At 39.5% G+C, this 21,081-nt stretch carries 16 protein-coding genes and 1 pseudogene; 8 read left to right on the top strand and 9 right to left on the bottom strand.

The genetic code is table 11. The features are described from left to right. Positions 1-49 precede the first annotated feature (49 nt). Positions 50-2,251: pseudogene (locus tag AC2JBO_RS25985) on the bottom strand (effector-associated domain EAD1-containing protein); the annotation flags it as partial. Positions 2,252-3,005: 754 nt separating this feature from the next. On the opposite strand from AC2JBO_RS25985, the gene AC2JBO_RS25980 reads away from it, so the two are divergent. Next, on the top strand, positions 3,006-3,233 hold the full coding sequence (locus tag AC2JBO_RS25980) for a hypothetical protein (RefSeq protein ID WP_496956524.1): 228 nt from the start codon (positions 3,006-3,008) through the stop codon (positions 3,231-3,233). 425 nt (positions 3,234-3,658) lie between these two features. Here AC2JBO_RS25980 and AC2JBO_RS25975 read toward each other — a convergent pair whose 3' ends face one another. Further along, positions 3,659-5,146 carry an MFS transporter gene (locus AC2JBO_RS25975; RefSeq protein ID WP_496956523.1) on the bottom strand — a complete coding sequence of 496 codons (1,488 nt, stop codon included), beginning with the start codon at positions 5,144-5,146 and terminating at the stop codon, positions 3,659-3,661. Between the two features lie 344 nt (positions 5,147-5,490). Here AC2JBO_RS25975 and AC2JBO_RS25970 point away from each other — a divergent pair, with 344 nt between their 5' ends. Then, positions 5,491-6,765: an ABC transporter substrate-binding protein gene (locus AC2JBO_RS25970; RefSeq protein ID WP_496956522.1), complete on the top strand. Its 1,275-nt coding sequence runs from the start codon at positions 5,491-5,493 to the stop codon at positions 6,763-6,765. Positions 6,766-7,083: 318 nt separating this feature from the next. Here the strand turns inward: AC2JBO_RS25970 and AC2JBO_RS25965 are convergent, their stop codons facing one another. From AC2JBO_RS25965 to AC2JBO_RS25945, 5 genes are all read right to left on the bottom strand, one after another. Further along, the gene (locus AC2JBO_RS25965) at positions 7,084-8,664 is read right to left on the bottom strand and encodes a hydantoinase B/oxoprolinase family protein (RefSeq protein ID WP_496956521.1); all 1,581 of its coding nucleotides are present in this window, start codon (positions 8,662-8,664) and stop codon (positions 7,084-7,086) included. A gap of 129 nt (positions 8,665-8,793) precedes the next feature. Continuing rightward, positions 8,794-9,258 (bottom strand): GNAT family N-acetyltransferase, encoded by a 465-nt coding sequence (locus tag AC2JBO_RS25960; RefSeq protein WP_496956520.1) that lies wholly within the window; start codon positions 9,256-9,258, stop codon positions 8,794-8,796. Next, positions 9,230-9,514: a hypothetical protein gene (locus tag AC2JBO_RS25955; RefSeq protein WP_496956519.1), complete on the bottom strand. Its 285-nt coding sequence runs from the start codon at positions 9,512-9,514 to the stop codon at positions 9,230-9,232. The genes AC2JBO_RS25960 and AC2JBO_RS25955 overlap by 29 nt, the downstream gene beginning before the upstream one ends. A 120-nt stretch (positions 9,515-9,634) precedes the next feature. After that, a complete protein-coding gene (locus AC2JBO_RS25950) occupies positions 9,635-11,755 on the bottom strand; it encodes a hydantoinase/oxoprolinase family protein (RefSeq protein WP_496956518.1) in 2,121 nt (706 codons plus the stop codon). A gap of 175 nt (positions 11,756-11,930) precedes the next feature. Next, positions 11,931-13,427, bottom strand: a complete 1,497-nt coding sequence (locus tag AC2JBO_RS25945; RefSeq protein ID WP_496956517.1) for a GAF domain-containing sensor histidine kinase — start codon at positions 13,425-13,427, stop codon at positions 11,931-11,933. Between the two features lie 154 nt (positions 13,428-13,581). Between AC2JBO_RS25945 and AC2JBO_RS25940 the strand changes: the two genes are divergently transcribed. From AC2JBO_RS25940 to AC2JBO_RS25920, 5 genes are read left to right on the top strand one after another with little or no spacing between them, the layout of a single operon-like run. Next, positions 13,582-14,088 (top strand): V4R domain-containing protein, encoded by a 507-nt coding sequence (locus tag AC2JBO_RS25940; protein ID WP_496956516.1) that lies wholly within the window; start codon positions 13,582-13,584, stop codon positions 14,086-14,088. A 16-nt stretch (positions 14,089-14,104) separates the two neighbouring features. Further along, positions 14,105-14,755, top strand: a complete 651-nt coding sequence (locus AC2JBO_RS25935; RefSeq protein WP_496956515.1) for a hypothetical protein — start codon at positions 14,105-14,107, stop codon at positions 14,753-14,755. Positions 14,756-14,779: 24 nt separating this feature from the next. Further along, positions 14,780-15,127, top strand: a complete 348-nt coding sequence (locus AC2JBO_RS25930) for a hypothetical protein (RefSeq protein ID WP_496956514.1) — start codon at positions 14,780-14,782, stop codon at positions 15,125-15,127. Continuing rightward, a complete protein-coding gene (locus AC2JBO_RS25925; RefSeq protein ID WP_496956513.1) occupies positions 15,124-16,269 on the top strand; it encodes an aminotransferase class V-fold PLP-dependent enzyme in 1,146 nt (381 codons plus the stop codon). The genes AC2JBO_RS25930 and AC2JBO_RS25925 overlap by 4 nt, the downstream gene beginning before the upstream one ends. A 1-nt stretch (position 16,270) precedes the next feature. Further along, a complete protein-coding gene (locus AC2JBO_RS25920; protein WP_496956512.1) occupies positions 16,271-16,582 on the top strand; it encodes a hypothetical protein in 312 nt (103 codons plus the stop codon). A 29-nt stretch (positions 16,583-16,611) separates the two neighbouring features. On the opposite strand, the gene AC2JBO_RS25915 is transcribed toward AC2JBO_RS25920, so the two are convergent. Both AC2JBO_RS25915 and AC2JBO_RS25910 read right to left on the bottom strand, forming a co-directional pair. After that, positions 16,612-18,249, bottom strand: a complete 1,638-nt coding sequence (locus AC2JBO_RS25915; protein WP_496956526.1) for a glycosyltransferase family 39 protein — start codon at positions 18,247-18,249, stop codon at positions 16,612-16,614. Between the two features lie 262 nt (positions 18,250-18,511). Beyond that, positions 18,512-19,744, bottom strand: coding sequence for a glycosyltransferase (locus tag AC2JBO_RS25910; RefSeq protein WP_496956511.1), 1,233 nt, complete (start codon positions 19,742-19,744; stop codon positions 18,512-18,514). A gap of 228 nt (positions 19,745-19,972) precedes the next feature. On the opposite strand from AC2JBO_RS25910, the gene cofH reads away from it, so the two are divergent. Next, a partial coding sequence (gene cofH / locus AC2JBO_RS25905; RefSeq protein ID WP_496956525.1) for a 7,8-didemethyl-8-hydroxy-5-deazariboflavin synthase subunit CofH occupies positions 19,973-21,081 on the top strand: 1,109 nt, incomplete at its 3' end.

Genomic DNA, 21,081 nt, shown 5'->3' with positions numbered 1-21,081 from the left:
AGCAGCAGTCATGGCCTCACAAGCTGCGGGCCTCTTGCCGCTGCTGCTCTTTAATTACCACACTTGATAAATCTTTATCTTCTAATGCCGATGTATCAAGTTTCATCACTAGTGTTGCAGCATTCCCTCCTACATAACCAACTTCATGCTCACTACAACCGTGCGTTCCTTGAATCACTTCAACAACAGACTCAATATCACTTACCATCGGCGCCAGCAAATCCAAAACAGCTTTCGATAACGGCGCCCTCCCGAAAGTCTCCCTCAACTTATCTAACGGTTCGCTAACAAATTTCTGTAACGGCGCCATTACACCGCGTCCAAAATAAGATGACCAAGTGTAATCAACTGGCACCTCCAGTCCCACAGCAAAGCGCGCAAGCTCTGTAAAATCTGATGCCAAGGCACCTATTTCTGCCGCAAACTTATAAGCTACAAAAAACTCTAATAATGAACGGTGGGCTGGAGTATAATCACCATCAGCATTACGAATGAGCATAGTTTGCCCCATCATATCGAACTGCCAGTGATCTAAATCTTTTTCTTCCTGCACCGTTGTACCAAACAGGCGCCTAATCCTATTAGGAAAAACTCTATAATTTAGACTCATTTGGTCAGTTGATAGCATCTCCCAAGATAGTTCACACAGAAAATAAAGTTTATCTGCTAAGGAAGTAAATGTACGTGTTTGTTTTATGTCTCGCTGAATCTTATGTTGTACCGCATATAAATACACGCGCGACATATCAACAGGTTTACCTGCTTCAATATCTGGTAATGCTTCTAGTATTAACTCTGTCATTACCGGGCGCCGTGCCAAGTCTAACAACTGCGGGTTGTTCATCACTTGTTCCACGGTTGTGGAAGTCGCCTGGTATAAAAGTACTTGTTTAATTTGTTCGTCGTTGAATTTCTCTAATTCCAAAACCTCGAACTGTGGTGTTTCTCCTGTTAGAAGCGCAGTTGAAGCTTGCAACTCTGCATTTAATAGCGCACGTCCTTCTTTAGCTTCAGGGAAATGTTCGCTACGACAAGTGAGGATAACTTTGGCGCCAGGAACTACTACCTTCGCCAACTCCCAAAAGTTATTTATCATTTCCTGTCTATCAACACGCGCTGCCATCTCATCGAAACCATCAAATATTAGCAGCAACTTTCCCATGCGGTTCAGTTGGACGAATGCATCGTAATGGGGTAACGGTATTTTATATTGACGAAAGAAAAACTCTGAGAATAATGATTCTACACTTACGGCTTTTGCGTAATCTCGCAGAGGAATTACTAAAGGTAAGCGGGGAAGTTCAATACCCCTATTTAATGCATCTTTATATCGTTGTAAAGCTATCCATGCATAGTGGAAAGCAAACCACGTTTTACCTGTACCGAATTCTCCTAGTACAGATATATGTTCCTTTACTGGGTCATCAAGCCAGCGGTCTATATAGCCATCAATCCAACCGTCTTCTTTTTTGTAGCGACTAACTGCTATTTGGCGCCCTGTTACTGAATCAATTTCTTCCTTACTACAAGCAAGTGGAACATACTTTGTATCAATCTGGCGCCTGGTTATCTCCGTCTCTAACCATTCAAGATACCCGCTAAAATCAGCATCTTGGGCTAAAAGCTCATCAAATGTATAACACGCCAGTTTATTTTTATCTTTTTCAACTTCTGCACGCGCGGCTCGTGAAACCCGACGTGCGGTTACTAACCAACCACCATCTGTACGTTGTTGCTCAACCGCCTGACGTAATGCGGTTACATCTTTAATACCTGCTTCTCCAACAATTCCACGAATAACAAAACGTTCGTAACGGTGGCGCCATATTTGAATATTGACAACCCACTCAAAGTAATCAGCTTCCCATACTTCGTACTTCTCGAAACGGTATCCTAATGTTTCAAACCAACCACGCATCTGTTGGGCAAGTGTTATTGCTTTACATTGATTAGAAGGCGCCGTTTCTATACTGCTGTTGTACGGTGTAAGTAATTCAGTGGCAATCGCTTGTAGGAGTAAGTTTCCAGAGTTGTCATTACACGCAGCACGGACTAAACCTTCAACCCACCCCTGAGAATTTGCTTCTTCTATTAATTTAAAGGCAACATCTTGTAAACTCCCTTCTCCAGCAATAGCTTTAAGATTTTTATCCAATTCAAATACCAACATTCGCTCTAGGGATGTTGTATTGGGGAAAGCATAAATTAAAGCGTTTTGTAGTTTTCTACGTTGTTGCCCGGTTAATCTCATATTTGTCATATTTTCACTACAAGGAACGAAATTATTGTGGCGTTTTTCAAATGAACGCACTCACCACTACGAACGCAAATGAAGCCTTTGGTCACAATAGATCAGGCGCCTTCTTGAAGAAAGAGACTTAGATACACCAATACCTGTATACTATTAAGCCGCGCAATGATAACACGCTAGTATAAGAATAATTATCATACATATTTTATACAAACGTGTTGCCATAACACCAAAACTGGGAAAATGGTAGAACAGACAGAATATTCGTTTATAGTAGATAATTTTGGTTCTTCCGTACATAGCGTGCTAAATTTTAATTTAAATCGATAATTTTTCTTTATAATCAAGGCTTACAGGTACTTATAGTTGAAATTTCAGTAATTGGATTTTTATAAAAGTAATAATGGCTGTAAGATAAGTATAGTAATGGTTTCAAGCTAATTTACCAACAGATTTAGCACGCGCTTTGTACGGAAGAGCCAGAGTATTGAAGAAGGTATAGCTCTTCGTCGAGATGCTGAAGCAGCTTTGGTTGAAAAAGCAGCGAAAATTTAATCGAATCCAAGTTGTTTTTAAATGCGGCGGCACCAATGTATAAGAAGCATCGTAAAAAACCGGAATTTTGAGTGACTGACTTGTAAGTATTTACATAGATTTTATAAGTAATCATAAAAACGGTGTTGCTGTATGGCGTTGGAGCGTTACCCCGACAGAGGCAGGTGAGCAAAACCTATATTTGTCTATCTACGCGCGCGTGAAAAGAAATAATTCAGATGAGAATGTTGATTTAAAAACATTCCAGCGTGCTATCAACGTTTTGGTAAGTCCAACTGGCTGGTTTAACCAAAATTGGAAGTGGGTTGTTGAGAACGCTGCTGGTATTGGAGCAGTTGTTGCTGGAATATTCGTTTTTATAGTAACCAGATGGAAATGGATTAGAATAAAGCTTAAAAAGATGAAGAAACAACGCAGTAGTAATTAAACTCAAATTTAGGCGCGGACACGAATGTTCATGTCTCGCCCGTGACGATCTTAGTGGTTCATGTCATTAATTTTGGGGAGTTACTATAGATTTTGATCCCCCCTAGCCCCCCTTAATAAGGGGGGAACAAGACGACGTTCTTAGCCCCCCTTACCAAGGGGGGTTGGGGGGATTTGATTCTACAACTCCCCAAAACTATTGACACGAACCATTAGTGGTCTGTGTCATTAATTTTAGGGTGTTCTTTCTTCTTAATTCTTTCTTTGCGCCCTTTGCGTTCTTTGCGGTTCGAGCGAGATTTATAGATTAAAATCTACGCTTTCTAACTCTCTATGTAGAGACGCGATGTTCCTCGCGTCTCTACTATCGGACGTGGTAAATAAAAATACATTGACTGCACAGGCGGGACGCCTATGCTACAAGTATTATGATTGTTGGCAATTTGAGAAATTTTGTCTGATTTCTTGAAGGAACTCAAACACAGATTTTCTTCGAGGTTCATTTACAAACAAAAGCGGAATTAAAGCAACTAGTCGGAAAACACAGGAAAGAGCAAATAAACCAGGTAAACCACCAAAGCAGTTATTTTGTACCACAAAACCACCAATTGTTGTACCTATAGCACCACAGGCGCCTGCAACGGCTGCGGCAATAGCAAAATAAGTAGATTGCTTGCGTATTGGCGCCACTCCTAGCTGTAAGTTGTTGTTACACAAGTCAATTGCTGCCCAAGTTCCACCAGTAAGGACGTGTAAAAGCGGTAACCACAACCATAAATCTATATTATGAGTACCTATTCCTAACCACAATAAAGGTGTTATTGCCACTAAAATTCCAACTGAAGCAATGATTGGACGATTTCCAAATTTATCTGCCAAACGTCCCCAAACCACCATTAATAAAAGATTTGCACCAGCTTGAATACTACCATAGAATGTCACCCAGCTCACATCTAATGCCAGTGTATCCAGCATGTAGAGGTTGAAAAACGGCATACTCAAATTAACGGCAAACATCCATAGACCAAAGTACAGCAAGAAAGTTAAGAAGTTTGAGTCTTTAAAAATACTCAAAGCTGAAAATACTGGTTGAGCAGTATTTGTTACTGTACGAACAGTTTCTTCCTGTGATGGTGAAATTTCCTTCGATGTTACTAAGTTTTGTTCTTGCGGATTAATATCTACTTTGAAGCACTGACATGCAAGACTAATAAAACCGAATAAAATCCCAATTGACAGTACAATACCGTAACCTTGTAGGGTTCCGCCGCCCCAAGTCGATACTATAACCCCTGCCAATGGAACGCAAATCAAGTTAGTTAGACTTGATACACTATTACGAATACCAAAGTATCTGCCTCGAAGGCGCCTAGGAACAATCATAGCTAGCCAACTTAACCAAGAGGCGCCTCCTAGTCCTCCCAATAAGTGTGTAGCTAAGACTATAAATAGAGTTAAATTTATAAGTTGATGCGAATCTATGAAACCCCCATAAGCCAAAAAGACTCCCACCGCAAGCAATGCCCAAAAAAAACGTGAAGTTCCATATATCCACATTGAGTAACGGAAACGACTCGTTGTCTGTTCTGAAAAGTAGGCGCCTAATGGCTGAATTAAATTCACCAGCATTGGAATTGAAGACAGCATTCCAAATGCTACAGCGTTAGCTCCCAATTCCACCAGAAAATTACTTAGTAAAATCCCACTCGTTGTGATTGAGAAAATTGTCGCAAAAACAGCATCCACCGTAGAAGCACGCAGAGAGGTGCGAACTTTATCTTTGGGTACTTTTAGATTTTGACTAAGATTTTGACTTGTGATGTGATTGGTTGTAACTTCCAAATCGATAACCGAACTTGCAGGTGCATTACTGCTCGTGTCCAAAACAGGGATTTCAAGCTGAATGGAATTCATGGGGCTATTGGTCGGTGGTGCTTAGAGTGCTTAGATATTTCGCTGTAATATTTTGTACTTGCGGAGGATTTTGGTGTATCCTCACGCGAAGTGACAATTTTTGTAATCTTAGCTTGCATTTCTCAAGAAATCTTCATACTTAGTGAATATTTCTTTACCTCTCAGTGTACATTTTGGCGCTTGCTTAGAGTTTATCGAGAACAAAAGTTACATATACATCTGTTGGTTAAAAATCTTTCAGTTCTCAATAAAATTTTACATTTACCATTTTATTTTTCTAGCTCTGCAAGTCTACAACACGTTATATGTAAGTTAAGAAATAGTCTTTGACCCGACTATCTATAATGAGAAAAACCGTGTTCAACTTTATTGGATTAGTAGCTGCAATCACCATCAGCATGATAGGGTGGCAAAGTTTACCCCTATTAACAGTGCAGAACGTACCTAGCGTGACTACTGTAAAACTCAGCGGTTGGGGAGCTTCTCCTGCCGAACAAAAGCTTTTGAATGGTGTACTGCGCGACTTTGAAGCACAGCATCCTACGATTAAAGTCAAATACGAGCAAATTGCCGACCAATATATGGATGTGATGAAAACCCGTTTGGTTGGTGAAGCTGCTCCTGATGTCTTTTATCTTGATGCACTTGAGGCGCCTTTTCTGATGAGCCAAAATGTGCTAGAACCTCTGGATGGGTACATCAAACCCGAATTTGACATAGCAGACTTTGAACCAGCTTTACTTAACACGTTTAAATATAAAAACCGTATTTACGGCTTACCCAAAGATTATTCGACGCTAGCGCTGTTCTATAATAAACAAGCTTTTGCCAATGTTGGTCTAGAAAATCCTCCCCAAACTTGGGAAGAACTACGCGCATACGCCAAAAAACTAACTATAGATAAAAATAAAGATGGTAGAATTGACCAATATGGTTTTGGGGAGCAGGCAGAATTAGCTCGACAAGTTTATCAAATCAAAGTTTACGGTGGCCAAGTTGTTGACAGTGAGAGTCGCGCGGCATTTGCTTCACAATCTCGTTTACAGGGTTTACAATCAGTTGTTGACCAATATCGAAACGAACGTTCATCTGCTCAAAAATCTGATGTTGGTACAAATTCAGGAAGCGAGATGTTCGGTCAAGGTAAAGCAGCAATGGTCATTGAAGGTAACTGGGCAATTCCTTATTTGAGGGAAACATATCCTAAATTAAACTTTGCGACAGCAGAAATACCTACTATCAACGGTCAACACAGCACAATGCTGTTCACAGTTGCTTACGTAATGAATAAACAAAGCAAACACAAACCTGAAGCTTGGGAGTTAATTAAATATCTAACAGGTAAAGAAGGAATGCAAAAATGGACTGGTACAGGTTTTGCATTACCCACTCGTAAATCTGTAGCTACTAATTTAGGATATGACCAAGACAGTTTGAGGTCTTCATTAGTCGCAGGTGTAAATTACGGTATACCTTGGCAAGTAGGTAAATATCCTGCCGCTATCATGAATAATTTTGACAATCAATTTATTAGTGCGATGTTAGGTGAACAACCTTTAGTTCGAGCAATGCAACGCGCGCAAACCCAAGCTAATAAACTCATTCAAGCACTCGATTAACTGCAACGGATACAACGGATGTAACGGATGAGTTATTAATATAAAACAAGTCTAGTTACTTAAAATCAATTATCCGTTACATCCGTTCATCATCCGTTGCCAAGTCTTGCTTCAATCCAATCTTTATCAACTTTACTGAATCCAGGAGGAGGCGGGGATTTATGATGGACCCATGCCAGGAAAGGGAGAAGGCATTATATGAAGGCTTTATTTGAGGTAAGAAGTAGATAATTATTTATTGTAACCTCTTGTGGGGTAGGCGACGGGCAAGGATGCCCATCCCACAATTGCAGGTTAATTTATTCAAGCTGGATTAACTTATAATTTGTTAACCTTACCAAAACCTCCACCTCCAGGTGTTTCAATTATAAATATATCTCCTGGTTGCATTTCTACTGTTCCAGTACTGCTTAAACTTTCTTGACTACCATCATAACGCTGTATTGAGTTATTTCCTAACTGTCCTCCTTCTCCACCATCTAAACCAAATGGTGGAATTAATCTGTGACTAGAAAGGATATTTGCTGTCATTGTTTCAAGAAATTTAATCTTACGAATGACTCCGTCTCCTCCTAAATATTTACCTTTACCACCGCTCGACTGACGTATCCCAAAACTTTCTACTATGACTGGATATCGTGTTTCTAATACTTCTGGGTCAGTTAAACGGGAGTTTGTCATGTGCGTATGAACTGCATCAGTTCCATTAAAGTCGGCGCCTGCTCCCGAACCGCCACAAATTGTTTCATAATATTGATAACGCGCGTTACCAAAGGTGAAATTATTCATTGTTCCTTGAGAAGCTGCCATTACTCCTAATGCACCATACAAAGCATCAACTATCGTTTGCGAAGTTTCAACGTTACCAGCAACTACTGCTGCTGGATATGTAGGGTTAAGCATTGAACCAGATGGAATAATTATTTCTAATGGATTAAGACATCCAGCGTTGAGAGGAATGCTATCATCAACTAATGTTCTAAATACATATAAAACAGCAGCTTGAGTAACGGCTTTAGGAGCGTTAAAGTTTGTTTTGAGTTGTTGAGATGTTCCGGTAAAATCTATTACAGCGCTACGATTCTCTTGATTAATAGTAACTGTTACTTTTATAACAGCATTGCCATCCATATGATAAGTAAAGGCGCCGTCTTTAAGAACATCTATCGCACGTCTCACAGCTTCTTCAGCATTGTTTTGCACAAATTGCATATAAGCTTGAACTGTTTCTAAACCATACTGAGAAACCATGCGTTGCAGTTCTTTAACACCACATTCATTTGCGGCAATTTGCGCCTTCAAGTCTGCTATATTTTGGTCAGGGTTACGCGCGGGATAGCGATGGTTTGCCAAAACTTCGCGTAGTTGTGCTTCTTGGAAATTTCCTTCTTCAACTAAAAGAAAATTATCAAATAATATTCCTTCCTCTTCAATCGTAGTACTATTAGGAGGCATTGAACCGGGAGTAATACCGCCGATATCAGCTTGGTGTCCGCGCGATGCTACGTAAAATATTGGTGTGGCGCCATTTAAGTTTATATCTAAAGAATTTACATCTAAAAATACAGGTGTAATAGCTGTAACATCAGGAAGATGAGTACCTCCATTATATGGGTTATTAGATAAATAAACATTTCCCGGTTTAATCGTGTCGCCTTTATCGTTGATTAAACAGCGAACGCTTTCACTCATAGACCCTAAATGTACAGGAATGTGAGGAGCGTTTGCTACTAGCAAACCTGAAGTATCAAATATTGCACAAGAAAAATCTAATCTTTCTTTGATGTTTACCGAAGTTGCTGTATTTTGCAGCACTATCCCCATTTGTTCGGCAATAAATTGATACAAGTTTTTGAATATTTCTAAGCGTACTGGGTCAGGTTGTGATGTGGTATTCATTGTAAACTCCTTGATAAATATTTTCTTTCTTTGCGTACTTTGCGTACTTTGCGGTTCGTTTTTTATCAAACCGCAAAGGTCGCAAAGGTCGCAAAGAGTAAGAGGTTAATTACGATTAATAAATTGAGTTTATGTGAGAGTTTTTTCCATTGCATAATTTGTAAATGTTTGTCCTCTTGCCTCTACTTGTTGCTCTTTGATAACTGAAAATCCCATGCGTAGGAAAAAGGATTTGGCTGTAATGCTTGCTTCTGTGTATAAGCGATTAATTCCTAATTCATAGGCTTTTGTTTCTATCGCATTATATATACTACTACCAACACCCATACGCTGATAATGTTTATGACAATAGAAACAATCTATATGACCATTTGCCTCTAGCTCGCCAAACCCGGCAATAATTCCTTCATCATCAGCAACAAAAGTAAACTTTCCTGAACAAGTTTTTACCCAGTCTCTAAAATGTATATCATCTGGCGCCCATGCTTGTACTTGTTCAAGTGAGTAATCACGAATATTTACTTCGCGAATCGTATAATGAAATAAACGCGCGATTTGTTCAGCATCATTGTTTTGAAATAAACGTATATCCATTTTCTCTTCCCCATGTAATCCAAGCTTGAGCCATTTGGTCGAGTCTGCCACGCTGTTCAGGCTTAACAGGATTTGCACCTGTAATAGCAGTTAATGTTAAAAACCAATGGTCTGGTTCACGCTCAAGTTCACGCATAATCAAAGGTACAACTGGTTGTCCCATTCCAATTATCCTTTGATATGCAGGATGCATTGACATTTTGGAAGTGACAGAGAGCATTCCTGTTTCACGGCGCCACTGTTCTGCTAATTCCAAAAAAGTTGTTTCTATTTGTGTAGTTTCAATAACTGGATACTGATAGGTGACATTTAACTCCTATCTCTGTGTACTCTGCGTCTCTGTGGTAAAAAATACAGCACAGGCGGGACGCCTATGCTACGGTACGCGCTCTAAAATTAAATGATTACGTTCTGTTAATTTTGCTTGCCAATTTGGCTCAACTACAATAGTGCTAATTTTCTCTACAATAATTGCAGGTCCCTTTATATTATCTTCTGGTTGTAAACAGTCGCGTTTATAAACTGGAGTATCATGCCATTTATCAAGAGCAAATATCTGTAGCGTCTCTACAGAAGCGGGCGCCTCATCTAAACTACGAGTACGAGTAATTAAAGGTTCTTCAGGAGTATCCATTTTTTGAATAACTTCCACACTTACCGACTCAACAATTAAATTCTTACCAGATTGAATAAAACCATAGCGCGTCTTATGCTCTGTCTCAAAATCTTCCAACATAACTGTTACATCTGAATCAAAATCAACAGTCAATATAGAATTAGTTCCTTCATACTTTAAATTAAGTTTTCGCACCACCTCTTCTTGTTCTTGCTCCCTGCCCTCTTGTAGGGGAGGGTTGGGGAGGGGTAACTCACCATAAGCTTGTACTTCCAAACTTTCCATCAACACCTGTAACTGCGCTATCAACTCCTGTGTCAAAGACTCTTCCACGGTGCCTTCACGAAGCGCGCGCACATCAGCAAGTCCAATTCCATAAGCTGAAAGTACTCCTGCATATGGATGTAAAAATATCTTTGTCATTCCCAGAGTATCAGCAATTAAACAAGCTACCTGCGCTCCGGCGCCTCCAAAACAGCAAAGTACATACTGCGTTACATCATACCCACGCTGTAAACTTATCTTTTTAATTGCATTCGCCATACTCTCTACAGCTATCGCAATAAACCCAGCAGCAACTCGTTCAGGCGTACTACTATTTCCCGTCTTCGCTTCTATCTCCTGTGCTAGCTGTCTAAACTTCTCAATCACAATATCTTTATCTAAAGGTAAATCTCCATCTACACCAAATACAGAAGGAAAATATTGTGGATGAATTTTACCTAACATTACATTCGCGTCTGTCACTGCCAAAGGTCCACCACGTCGATAACAAGCAGGGCCAGGGTTTGAGCGAGCAGACTCTGGACCAACGCGATAACTGGAACCATCAAAAAATAAGATTGAACCACCACCTGCTGCGATAGTATGAATATCTAACACAGGTACTCGCATTCTGGCGCCTGCAATTTCGTTTTCTAGCTGTCGTTCATATTCGCCTTTAAAATGGGCAACATCAGTACTAGTACCTCCCATATCAAAGGTGATGACTTTAGAAAAACCTGCACGCTTGCTTGTTTGAACGGCGCCGACAATACCACCAGCCGGACCACTTAATATACTATCCTTACCTTGAAATTGTTCTGCGGCAACTAATCCCCCATCAGATTTCATAAACATTAATCTAACTCCAGGTAGATGACTTGCGACTTGATTTACATAATGTCGCAAAATCGGAGTCAAATAAGCATCAACAACAGTTGTGTCTCCGCGACTAACTAGTTTCATCAAAGGACTTACTTGATGTGATATGGATATTTGTGTAAATCCAATACTTGAAGCTAATTGTGCAACTTGTTGTTCGTGTTGAGGGTAACGGTAAGCGTGCATGAGTACTATTGCACAGCTACGAATGCCTGAATTATAAGCTGCTTGTAAGTCTTTTCTTACTGCTTCGATATTTACAGGCGCCAGTTCAGTACCGTGAGCATTGTAACGTTCATCAACTTCTATTACCTGTTCGTAAAGCATCGTTGGTAAAACAATGCGACGGGCAAAAATATCAGGACGGTTTTGATAGCCTATTCGTAAAGCATCTCTAAAGCCTTTAGTAATAGCAAGAACAACGCGCGAACCATTTCTTTCCAATAGCGCATTTGTAGCTACGGTTGTTCCCATTTTTACCACTTCAATTTCTTCGCATGGAATAGGCGCCTCACCAGAAAGCCCAATAATGTCTTTTATCCCCTGAATTGCAGCATCCTCGTATAATTCGGGATTCTCGGACAAAAGCTTATAAACTATTACCCACTGATTATTTTCTAAAGGAACAATTAAAAACCGCTCAGGATGATTTGAGAGGTTATATATAATTTCTCTACTATCTGTAACAGCTACTAGGTCTGTAAATGTACCACCCCGGTCAGCAAAAACTTTCAACATAACTATATTTATTTTGCTCTCACTAAAGTTCTACAGCACTTCTTACTCTGTTACTCTGCGCCTCTACAGTGAAATTATGCATTTTTATTATGTACACTCTTATTTTTTACCACGCCCGACAGTAAAGACGCGATGTTCCTCGCATCTCTACACAGAGAGAACATTCGTGCCTGCCTTAATAAGGGGGGTTGGGGGGATCAAAGTTTTGTTTCAATGGAATAATAATCATAAACTCTGTATATTTTCCTAATTCTGAAACACACTCCAACGAGCCACCATGCTGTTGTGTAATTATTTGGTAACTTATTGCAAGACCCATACCAGTACCTTTACCTACAGGTTTAGTTGTAAAAAACGGTTCAAATATCCGTGTTTGAGTTTCTTGGGGTATTCCTGAACCATTATCTATAATACTGATTTTTACTTGATTATTTTTATATAATTCTGTCCGAATGCGGATTTGCGGCTTATAATTAACCTGATTTGGTGAAATTAAATTATCAAAAGCATCGATGGCATTTGTTAAAATATTTATAAATACTTGATTGAGTTGCCCTGGATAACACTCAATTAAAGGCACTCCATACTCTTTGATTATCTCAATTGCTGGGCGCTGATTTTGAATTTTTAGCCGATGTTCTAACAGTAATAAAGTACTGTCAATTCCCTCATGAATATCTACATATTTAATTTCTGCTTCATCCAACCTTGAAAAATTTCGTAGTGACGTTACAATATCTCGAATCCTTTGGGCGCCTACTTCCATTGATTCTAAGACGGACGGCAAGTCAAGCAGCAAAAACTCTACCTCTGTGTCAATGGCAAATTTTTTTATTTCTTGTACTGGATGCGGGTAATACTGTTTATATAGATTTACTAATTTTAACAGACTTTGAGTATACTCGTTTGCATGGGTAAGATTACCAAATATGAAGCTAACAGGATTATTTATTTCATGTGCTACACCTGCTACAAGTTGTCCTAAACTAGACATTTTTTCACTTTGTATCAGTTGCATTTGAGTTTGTTGCAACTGCTTCATCGTTTGCTGCAACTGCACTTCTGCCTGCTTACGTTCAATTGCAAACACAATATAATTCGCTATTGTTTGAGCAAGGCTAATTGTAGCGTCATCGAATTGATGAAGACTTTTATAATAAATACCAAGGCGCCCAATCAACTTACCTTGTTGTAAAATAGGGATCCACGCTAGCGATTGAATAGCTTCATGGTTTAATATCGATATAATATCTTGAGTAATTTGAGTAACATCATCTATATTGCCTGTAATTTTTTTTAAATCATCAATAATAATCGCTGACAAACTTGGCGTATCAGCTATCCAAGGTGAATATCCTGTCATCAAATTTATATAATTTTCTGATAGGTTTTGCCACACCTTAAACCTTGATACTCCAGCTTCATCAAATAGGCAAATTTCTATTTGCTCTGTATCAAACACTTGCTGTAAACCACTAATGGTAGCTGAGTAAATTTCCTCAACAGTTTGGGCACGACTCACAATATCAGTAGTCGCCGCCCAGTAATAAACAGATTGCAGTTGTTCGTAGCGCTGCACGAGTTCAAGTTTTGCAAATTCAAGTTCTGTTGTTAATGCAGTAACGCGCGCGCGCAAATGTTGCAATTCAGAAGAAGCTGTGGATTCGAGCATCTGGTTGAATTTTATTAATTTTTGATGGAAAAGTGCTAAATATATCATTCCCTTTTTAGTTGACGAATTAACCGCAATTTGAGAATTATGTTATCTTTGCTTGATTTTAGGGAATCTTAAAAATAGATACCATCACAATTACAGCTTGAAATATATGAGCTTCCCAGTTTCGTTCAATCCAGAGCTAAATACTAGTACTTTTGATAGTACAAGGATGGTGTTTCATTGTCATTACTACAATTGTGCCGTGCAAAAAGCAATCGAAGACACAATAGGAGACATGGCGCCAAGTTTATTTACTGAGTCAGCATTTAAAGCTGCACGTCCTCAACTTGAGACTTTGCTGACTCCTCAAGATTCTCCAGATACTAGGATAAACAAAGGGTTAGCTTTATTTCAACAATTAGGATTTGGTAGTTTTGATACCAGTAAATTAACAAAAACTGGTGGGGTAGTCGTTTCTAACAGTTCTCACTATGCTTTAGGTTGGCTTTCTGAATATGGAGAACGCGAACATCCTGTTTGTCAGTTTATCGAAGGTTATCTTAAAGCTTTAACCGCAGTTGCTTTTGAATTGGAAGCAGACCAAATTACTGTTCAGGAAGTTGAATGTATGGCTGTTGGCGCCGGAGAATGTCGTTTCAATGTAGAGATTAAATAATATTAAGGTTAAACAAATGGCAATTGATGAAAATTTTATTGTGGCAAATTGTCAAAAGCTACCACTTGATGGTAATGAGGATGGCTTAATTCCTGCTTTTGGCTTATATTTAACTCGACACTACGCTGATTTTTATAATTATAGTTCTTTTGAAGCTATTAACTATCTAGAAACTCATCAACCTGATATTGCACCTCAAGCTAAAGCTAAACTAATAGAGGCAGGAATGCTATGTGCATTTTACACTTTTGGTGGCATTATGCTTTCGCAAGAATGGGAAGCCGTGGTTATGCCACAAATTGAAACTGAAGATGACTGGGTAGCTGGTATTGTTGCTATAGTAAATAGTTTTGGTTGGGGAAAATGGAAAATTGAAAAGTTAATTGGTGGAGAACTTTTAGAGATTTCTATTGCTAATAGCTATGAATCTGAGGGCTGGCTAAAGCGTTATCCATTGAGCAATTATCCCCGCTGTTATTTAGTACAAGGCGGTTGTACTGGAATTATGAATTTATTATATCACGGTGATATGCGTCGGCGCCCTGCTCTCAATCAAGAATATTTTCAACAAATCTTTCATACTCCTGGCAGCTTCAGATGTGAAGAAGTTGAATGTCGGACTGTCGGTGACACTCAATGTCGATTTATTACCAAAAGAGCCATTTAATAGAAACTTTATATTCAAAAAAGCATGAATACCAAAAGAAAAATTGAAAATATTAATTTTTGCAACTTAAACATAACTTTAATTAGTGACTGCTTTGGCGAACACCGAATTGTTGAAGTGCTTTTGCCGCACGGTATTACTATTTCTGACTTGGAAAAACTTCCTGATGTCTCAAGTAAAACTATTCTACAAGATTTACCTCGTCCTTTTTTTCGCGTTGATTGTCCAGGTAAGTTTTTACTTACAGGTATTATCGGAGATGGAAAATTGCGCTTTACTTTAAGACGTGCTGTAGCATCTACTTCACGTGACATTGTTCTTCTAGCTATATCACAGTTGTATACAACAAATGCTAAGGAGGTATTCGCGTGACTCAATCTGGTATTTATTTTGACCATGCTGCTACCTCTATTCCCCGTTCTCCGGTTGCTATTGCCACTGCTAACATGGCAATGAATTTGGGCAATGCTTATCGAGGATTACATTCAAGTGCTAATGCTGCTTCGCTCATTATTACAAATGCCCGTGAGGCAATTGCCAAACTCGTTGGCGCCGACTCATATAATCACACAGTCAGTTTTACAGCTAATACTACCACTGCCCTCAATCAAGCAATATTGGGATTACGTCCTAAACCCCGTTGCATTGGCATCGACCCTTTAGCACATAATGCCACTTACCGTCCTGTACTATCACTATCGCGAACTTCTCAAACTCACCACTGGATTCTACCCCATGATTCTACAGGTAAAATTGACCTTGAACAATTAAGGGAAAATTGGGTACATAATACCGACGTTATTGTTATTTCCCATGCTTCAAACGTTAATGGTATTATTCAACCTGTGGCGCCGATTATTGAATTAGCACACGAGAGGAACGCCGTTGTAATTGTAGATGCGGCGCAAACAGTAGGGTTAATCGATACAAATGAACTTGGACAAGCTGATTTAATTGCCTTTGGGGCACATAAAGGACTACGAGGTTTGCCAGGTGTGGGCGCCTTGGTTTGTTCAGTTGATATTACACTCGAACCTTTAATTTACGGGGGAACAGGTAGTAATTCAACATCTGAACTAATGCCTTCTAAACAGCCTGCTCGTATAGAAGCTGGTACATTAAACTTGCCAGCAATTGCAGCTTTTGGTGCCGTTGCTGATGATTTCCTTACAAATCACCAAAATCATAACTACCAAGTTACCGCCACTGATTTAGCCGAAGCAATAAAATCAGGTGGAGGAATACTTTTGCCAACAGCGTCCTTTAATGTTCTACCAGTAGTAAGTTTTACATTACCATCGATTCCTATTTGGGAAGCGGCTGATATTCTAGATAGATGTTTTAATATTCAACTACGCTGGGGCTTACATTGCGCGCCAATTGCACATAGTACTTTAGGTACACTATCAAACGGGGCACTTAGAGTTTCTTCAGGATATACAACTACACCATCCGATTTATTGACTCTTTCCAAAGCTATTCATTTCACATCCAAAAGTTACGAGATTTTCTGACATGGCTAATACATATGTTTGTAGTGTTAATATTCAAACTTTAGAGGCTGATGTCCACAGTGCTTTTGAAACTTACACTGCACAACCATTCACCGCAATAATGATATTAATTATCGGTGAGGGACGTATTGCTAGGGAATTCGTAGATTACATCGTAGAAGGAATCAAATCATCAGGTGTTTGTACTGTAGCCCTAGTACGAAATGATTTATTCATTCAATTTTTAGTTTCCTCCATCAACCTGCGTTGTAGTCAAACTTCAATTAAAGCATTTAAAACCGACCTTGAAGCGCGCGCGTGGCTGAGTACATAGCAGAATAGGACATAATAAGAAAATTTTAACTACCTACATCGATAAAGCTTATACTCATAACCATTAATAGGTGGCAAAGGGTTACTGTTAAGCGAACAAGTTTCTAACTCTTCAGGGTCATCAGCGAAAAAATTCACCTTCCATAAATCAAACGGACGCGGCAGAGTTTTAACAGCTTTACCCAAAGCTTTTGTCGAAGTCTCAGGATTATTATCTTGATGTGCCAATAGAAATTTACTATCTAACAACTTCTGGCTTTTTTTCATCTCTTTTCCCACACCCATCATTTCCCCAATATGCACATGGGTTTTTTGCGTGGTGGCAATCAATACGGGCTTACTAGAAGTTTCCCGAATCAAATTTATGAATAAGTCGGGACGATAGTATTTTTGATAGCCTAAATTATTAACAACTGTTATGCCACTCGCTAGCGACATCAGCCAAATTACTAACACAGCTTTTTGCCCTGATATTCGCCATTTAAACATTTTTACCGTCGGCGCCTGCCAACATACTGCCAAACTTGCCCCGACTAATATTATCACCGCCGGGAAATAGACGAAGTTATAACGGGCGCCGCGCGTCAAATCAATACCAAAAAAGTAGGTAAAGACAAAAAATATTACTAGTCCACTGATAATAAACCCGATTAACAGCTTAGTAATAAATTGTTCATCATCAACAAGTCTAGCTTTCAAACCACGAACTAATACAGGTGTTGCCCAAATAAAGAAAGCTAGCATTACAAGTCCTGAAGCAATCACTATATATATATGTGGTGATTCAATCGGCAATAGTGAAATCATTGTAATCCAAGCAGCAAAAGTTTGGAAAATTGGATTTAACCAAGCAAAACCAACTTTATCACCTTGAATCCATTCAGTTAACTTTCCACCATAGCTATTCTGTAAAAATACGGGTATCCATACGGCACCTGAAATTGCTGTCCCTGTTGCAACAGCGAATATACGATACCATACTGCTCCCCATTGTTTATTTCTTAATTGTTTAACTAAAAGGAAAAGTAATACAAGTGCTTGACAGCAAAGAGTTAAAACAAAGAAATAATGTGTAGCTATGCCTAAAGCGTTAACAACAATCCACGTCAATGCTATTTTTATAGGTAATTTAGTACCATTACGAATATGGCGAGTTGCGCTGACAAAACAACCAAGTGAAGCAATAACCCAGAGGATAGCAATAGAATAATGGCGTGCTTCCTGAGCTAGAAAAATTGCGTAGGGAGAAGTAGCCATAAATGCTGCAGCTAAGTTACTCACCGTTCGCGAACGATACAGGCGCCAACTCAAAGCGTAAATTGCTGGAACGCTAACAGCACCAAGTATTGCAGCCAAAGAACGGGCGCCCCATACAGAGACTAAACCTCCATCAGTAGGGAATAACCGTAGCCACAAATGCGTAAGTATAAAATAAATTGGTGGATGATTACTTTCAGTAAACAAATGCTTTAAAACATCTTGAACACCCGCACCTGGACGCGGTTGTAGAGGCTGTAAAAGTGTATCAACACTAATTGGCTGGTCAAGTGGTACATTTAAAAAGCTATTACCAAGACTAAACACCAAAGTTGAAAATTCATCAGTCCAAGGTGGTTTAGCATCCAAATGAATAAAGCGTAAAATAGCACCAAAAACAAACCAACACATAAGTAGAGACGCGATTAATCGCGTCTCTACTGTTTTATTCAATGTAGAGACGCGATTAATCGCGTCTTGGTCTCCATCTTTATTTCCATCTTTACTTCCATCCTTATTAACACCAAGCAAGTCGTGCTGAACTTTAAGTGAAGGGTAAGAAAATAACTTTTTCAGCATAAACTTCAACATGGTAGAAAACTACAAAAGGCATTTCAAAATAACATAACTCACTAACTGATGCCCAAACTCAGGACTCAGCACTCAGCACTCATTACTTTTTCACATCAGTTACACGCCAACTGAGCTTAAGATTGACCCAAAAGTTCCACAAAACGACAACTGCTATTGCAATTAATTTGGCTAAATACTCATTCAACTTCAAAACGTTGTAGAGCAAGTTTACTATTAAAGCTTGCAAAATCACTCCAGCCAAACAAATGACATTGAATTTCAAAAATCTTTTAAAGCGGGCGCCTGCACCTGTTTGCCGAAGTGAGATATCACGGAATGTCCAAATATCATTCCACAAAAAGTTGTTGATGATTGCCATTTCCGCCGAGAGTATAGTACTACGTGTTAGTCCAAGCTTGAGAACTTCTCGTAAAACGTAAAATACCGTCAAGTCTACTCCCAACCCGCTAAAACCAACCACACCAAACCGCAAAAATCTGCCAATGGGGAAGCGACCCGTCAACCGTCCCAAATTTCCTGTTGTTAGTCGTAAGCGGATTAAATGGCGTATGTAGTCAACATATTGCTTCCATGTCACTTTGCTTTCACCTTCGACGCGCTCATTAAAAACATATCCGACTTCAGCGATTTCTCGAATATTACCTCTTCCAATTACTTCCAAAAGTATTTTGTATCCAACCGGATGAAGTGTTACTTCCGCTATGCTGTCTCTCCGCACTAAAAAGTAACCGCTCATTGGGTCAGATACTCTACCTAAAACCCCTGGTAAAATAATCAAACCTAATACTTGGGCGCCGCGCGATAAAAACCTTCTAACAAAACTCCAGCTACTTACCCCACCTCCATCAACATGACGACTACCAACCGCCAAGTCGGCGCCTTCAGATACTGCCCGTAGCAATTGCAACATGACCTGCGGAGGATGCTGTAAATCTCCGTCAATAACTCCCAAAATTCTTCCTGTCGCCACTTGCCAACCGCGAATAACCGCTTGTGACAGTCCCCGTTCTCCAACTCGACGTATTACCCGCAGTTGAGGATATGACTCACACAAATTCGCAGCAACTTCCCAGGTGCCATCTGGACTATCATCATCCACAACAATTAATTCATAGTCGTGATATATAGACGCATCCAGTAACTTTGTCAACACCTGTATAACGTTTGTAATGTTGTTGCGCTCATTATAGGTGGGAATTATGAGTGAGAATAAGATACCATCTTTACTACCAGTGGGCGAAAATGGGTATTTTGGAATTCTTAATGCGCCGGTTGGCGCCTTCACAAAGGAATTTGGTTCGATAATACTCATTCAATAAAATGGGGAGATGGGGAGATGTCCAATCTTGTAAACAGGGAAACGTTATAGCCTTCGTTCTAGTCAGTCAAATCAGATTTCTTGCTCTTGATTTTAAGCCAAAGTCAGAATTTAACAAGTATTCGTTACACTTTCCAAAACCATAATGGTTGTATAGATTACAATTAATAAAGTGATTTGCTTTATATAAACCTTAATTAAACTAATCAAACTGTGGTTGTTATAAATATTGATGCGGTTGATGCGGTTGATGCGGTTCTCAAACGCGCCTTTGAAAACGATTTATCCCCGGATGAAGGATTGTTATTATTACAACAAAGAGACCCAAGTATTATTGCTGAAATCGGTAATACCGCTGATAAACTACGTTGCTCACAAATTGGGGATACTGTAACATACGTGATAAACCGTAATATCAATTTTACAAATATTTGTGAACAGCATTGTAGTTTCTGCGCTTTTCGTCGAGACTCCAGTTCAGAAGGGGCATATTGGTTAGATTGGCAGACAATTCGTTCCAAAACAACTGATGCCGTCAAAAATGGTGCCACGGAAATTTGTATGCAGGGTGGTTTAAACCCAGAAGCAAAAATCAACGGCAAGTCATTGGAATATTACATTAAACTTGTCGAAACAATCAAACAAGAGTTCCCTCAACTGCATCTCCACGCATTTTCACCCCAAGAAGTTCAATTTATAGCCAGACTAGACTCAATTTCCTACGCCGAAGTAATTACAGCTTTACGTGCAGCAGGTGTTAACTCAATGCCTGGAACTGCTGCTGAAGTATTAGATGATGACGTTAGGCAAATATTATGCCCTGAAAAAATCAACTCAGCAACTTGGTTAGAAATCGTCGAAACTGCACACAAATTAGGCTTACCCACCACCAGCACAATGCTCAGTGGGCATATTGAAACACCCTTACAGCAAATTAAACACTTAGAAAAACTTCGTAATCTTCAGCAAACCGCGATTAAAAACAACTATCCAGCCCAAATCACAGAGTTTATATTATTACCCTTCGTTGGTGCATATGCTCCAAAACCTTTACGGCGCCGTGTAGGTCGCGACCAACCAGTATTACAAGATGCGCTTTTACTGACAGCCGTTGCCCGAATATATTTAGGAAATTATATACCTAACCATCAACCAAGCTGGGTAAAACTTGGTTTAGAAGGCGCAAAAGAAGCATTGACATGGGGATGTAACGATATAGGTGGCACATTAATGGAAGAACATATCACCTCAATGGCAGGCGCCATTGGTGGAACATGCATGTCAGTCACTGACTTACAAAACGCAGCAGCAGAACTTGGGCGCCCATATCA

The organism is Calothrix sp. CBUCES-K 9914 (genome assembly GCF_059640475.1).
Note: the sequence above shows the minus strand (reverse complement) of the source record. Positions and strands in the feature narration are given on the sequence as shown.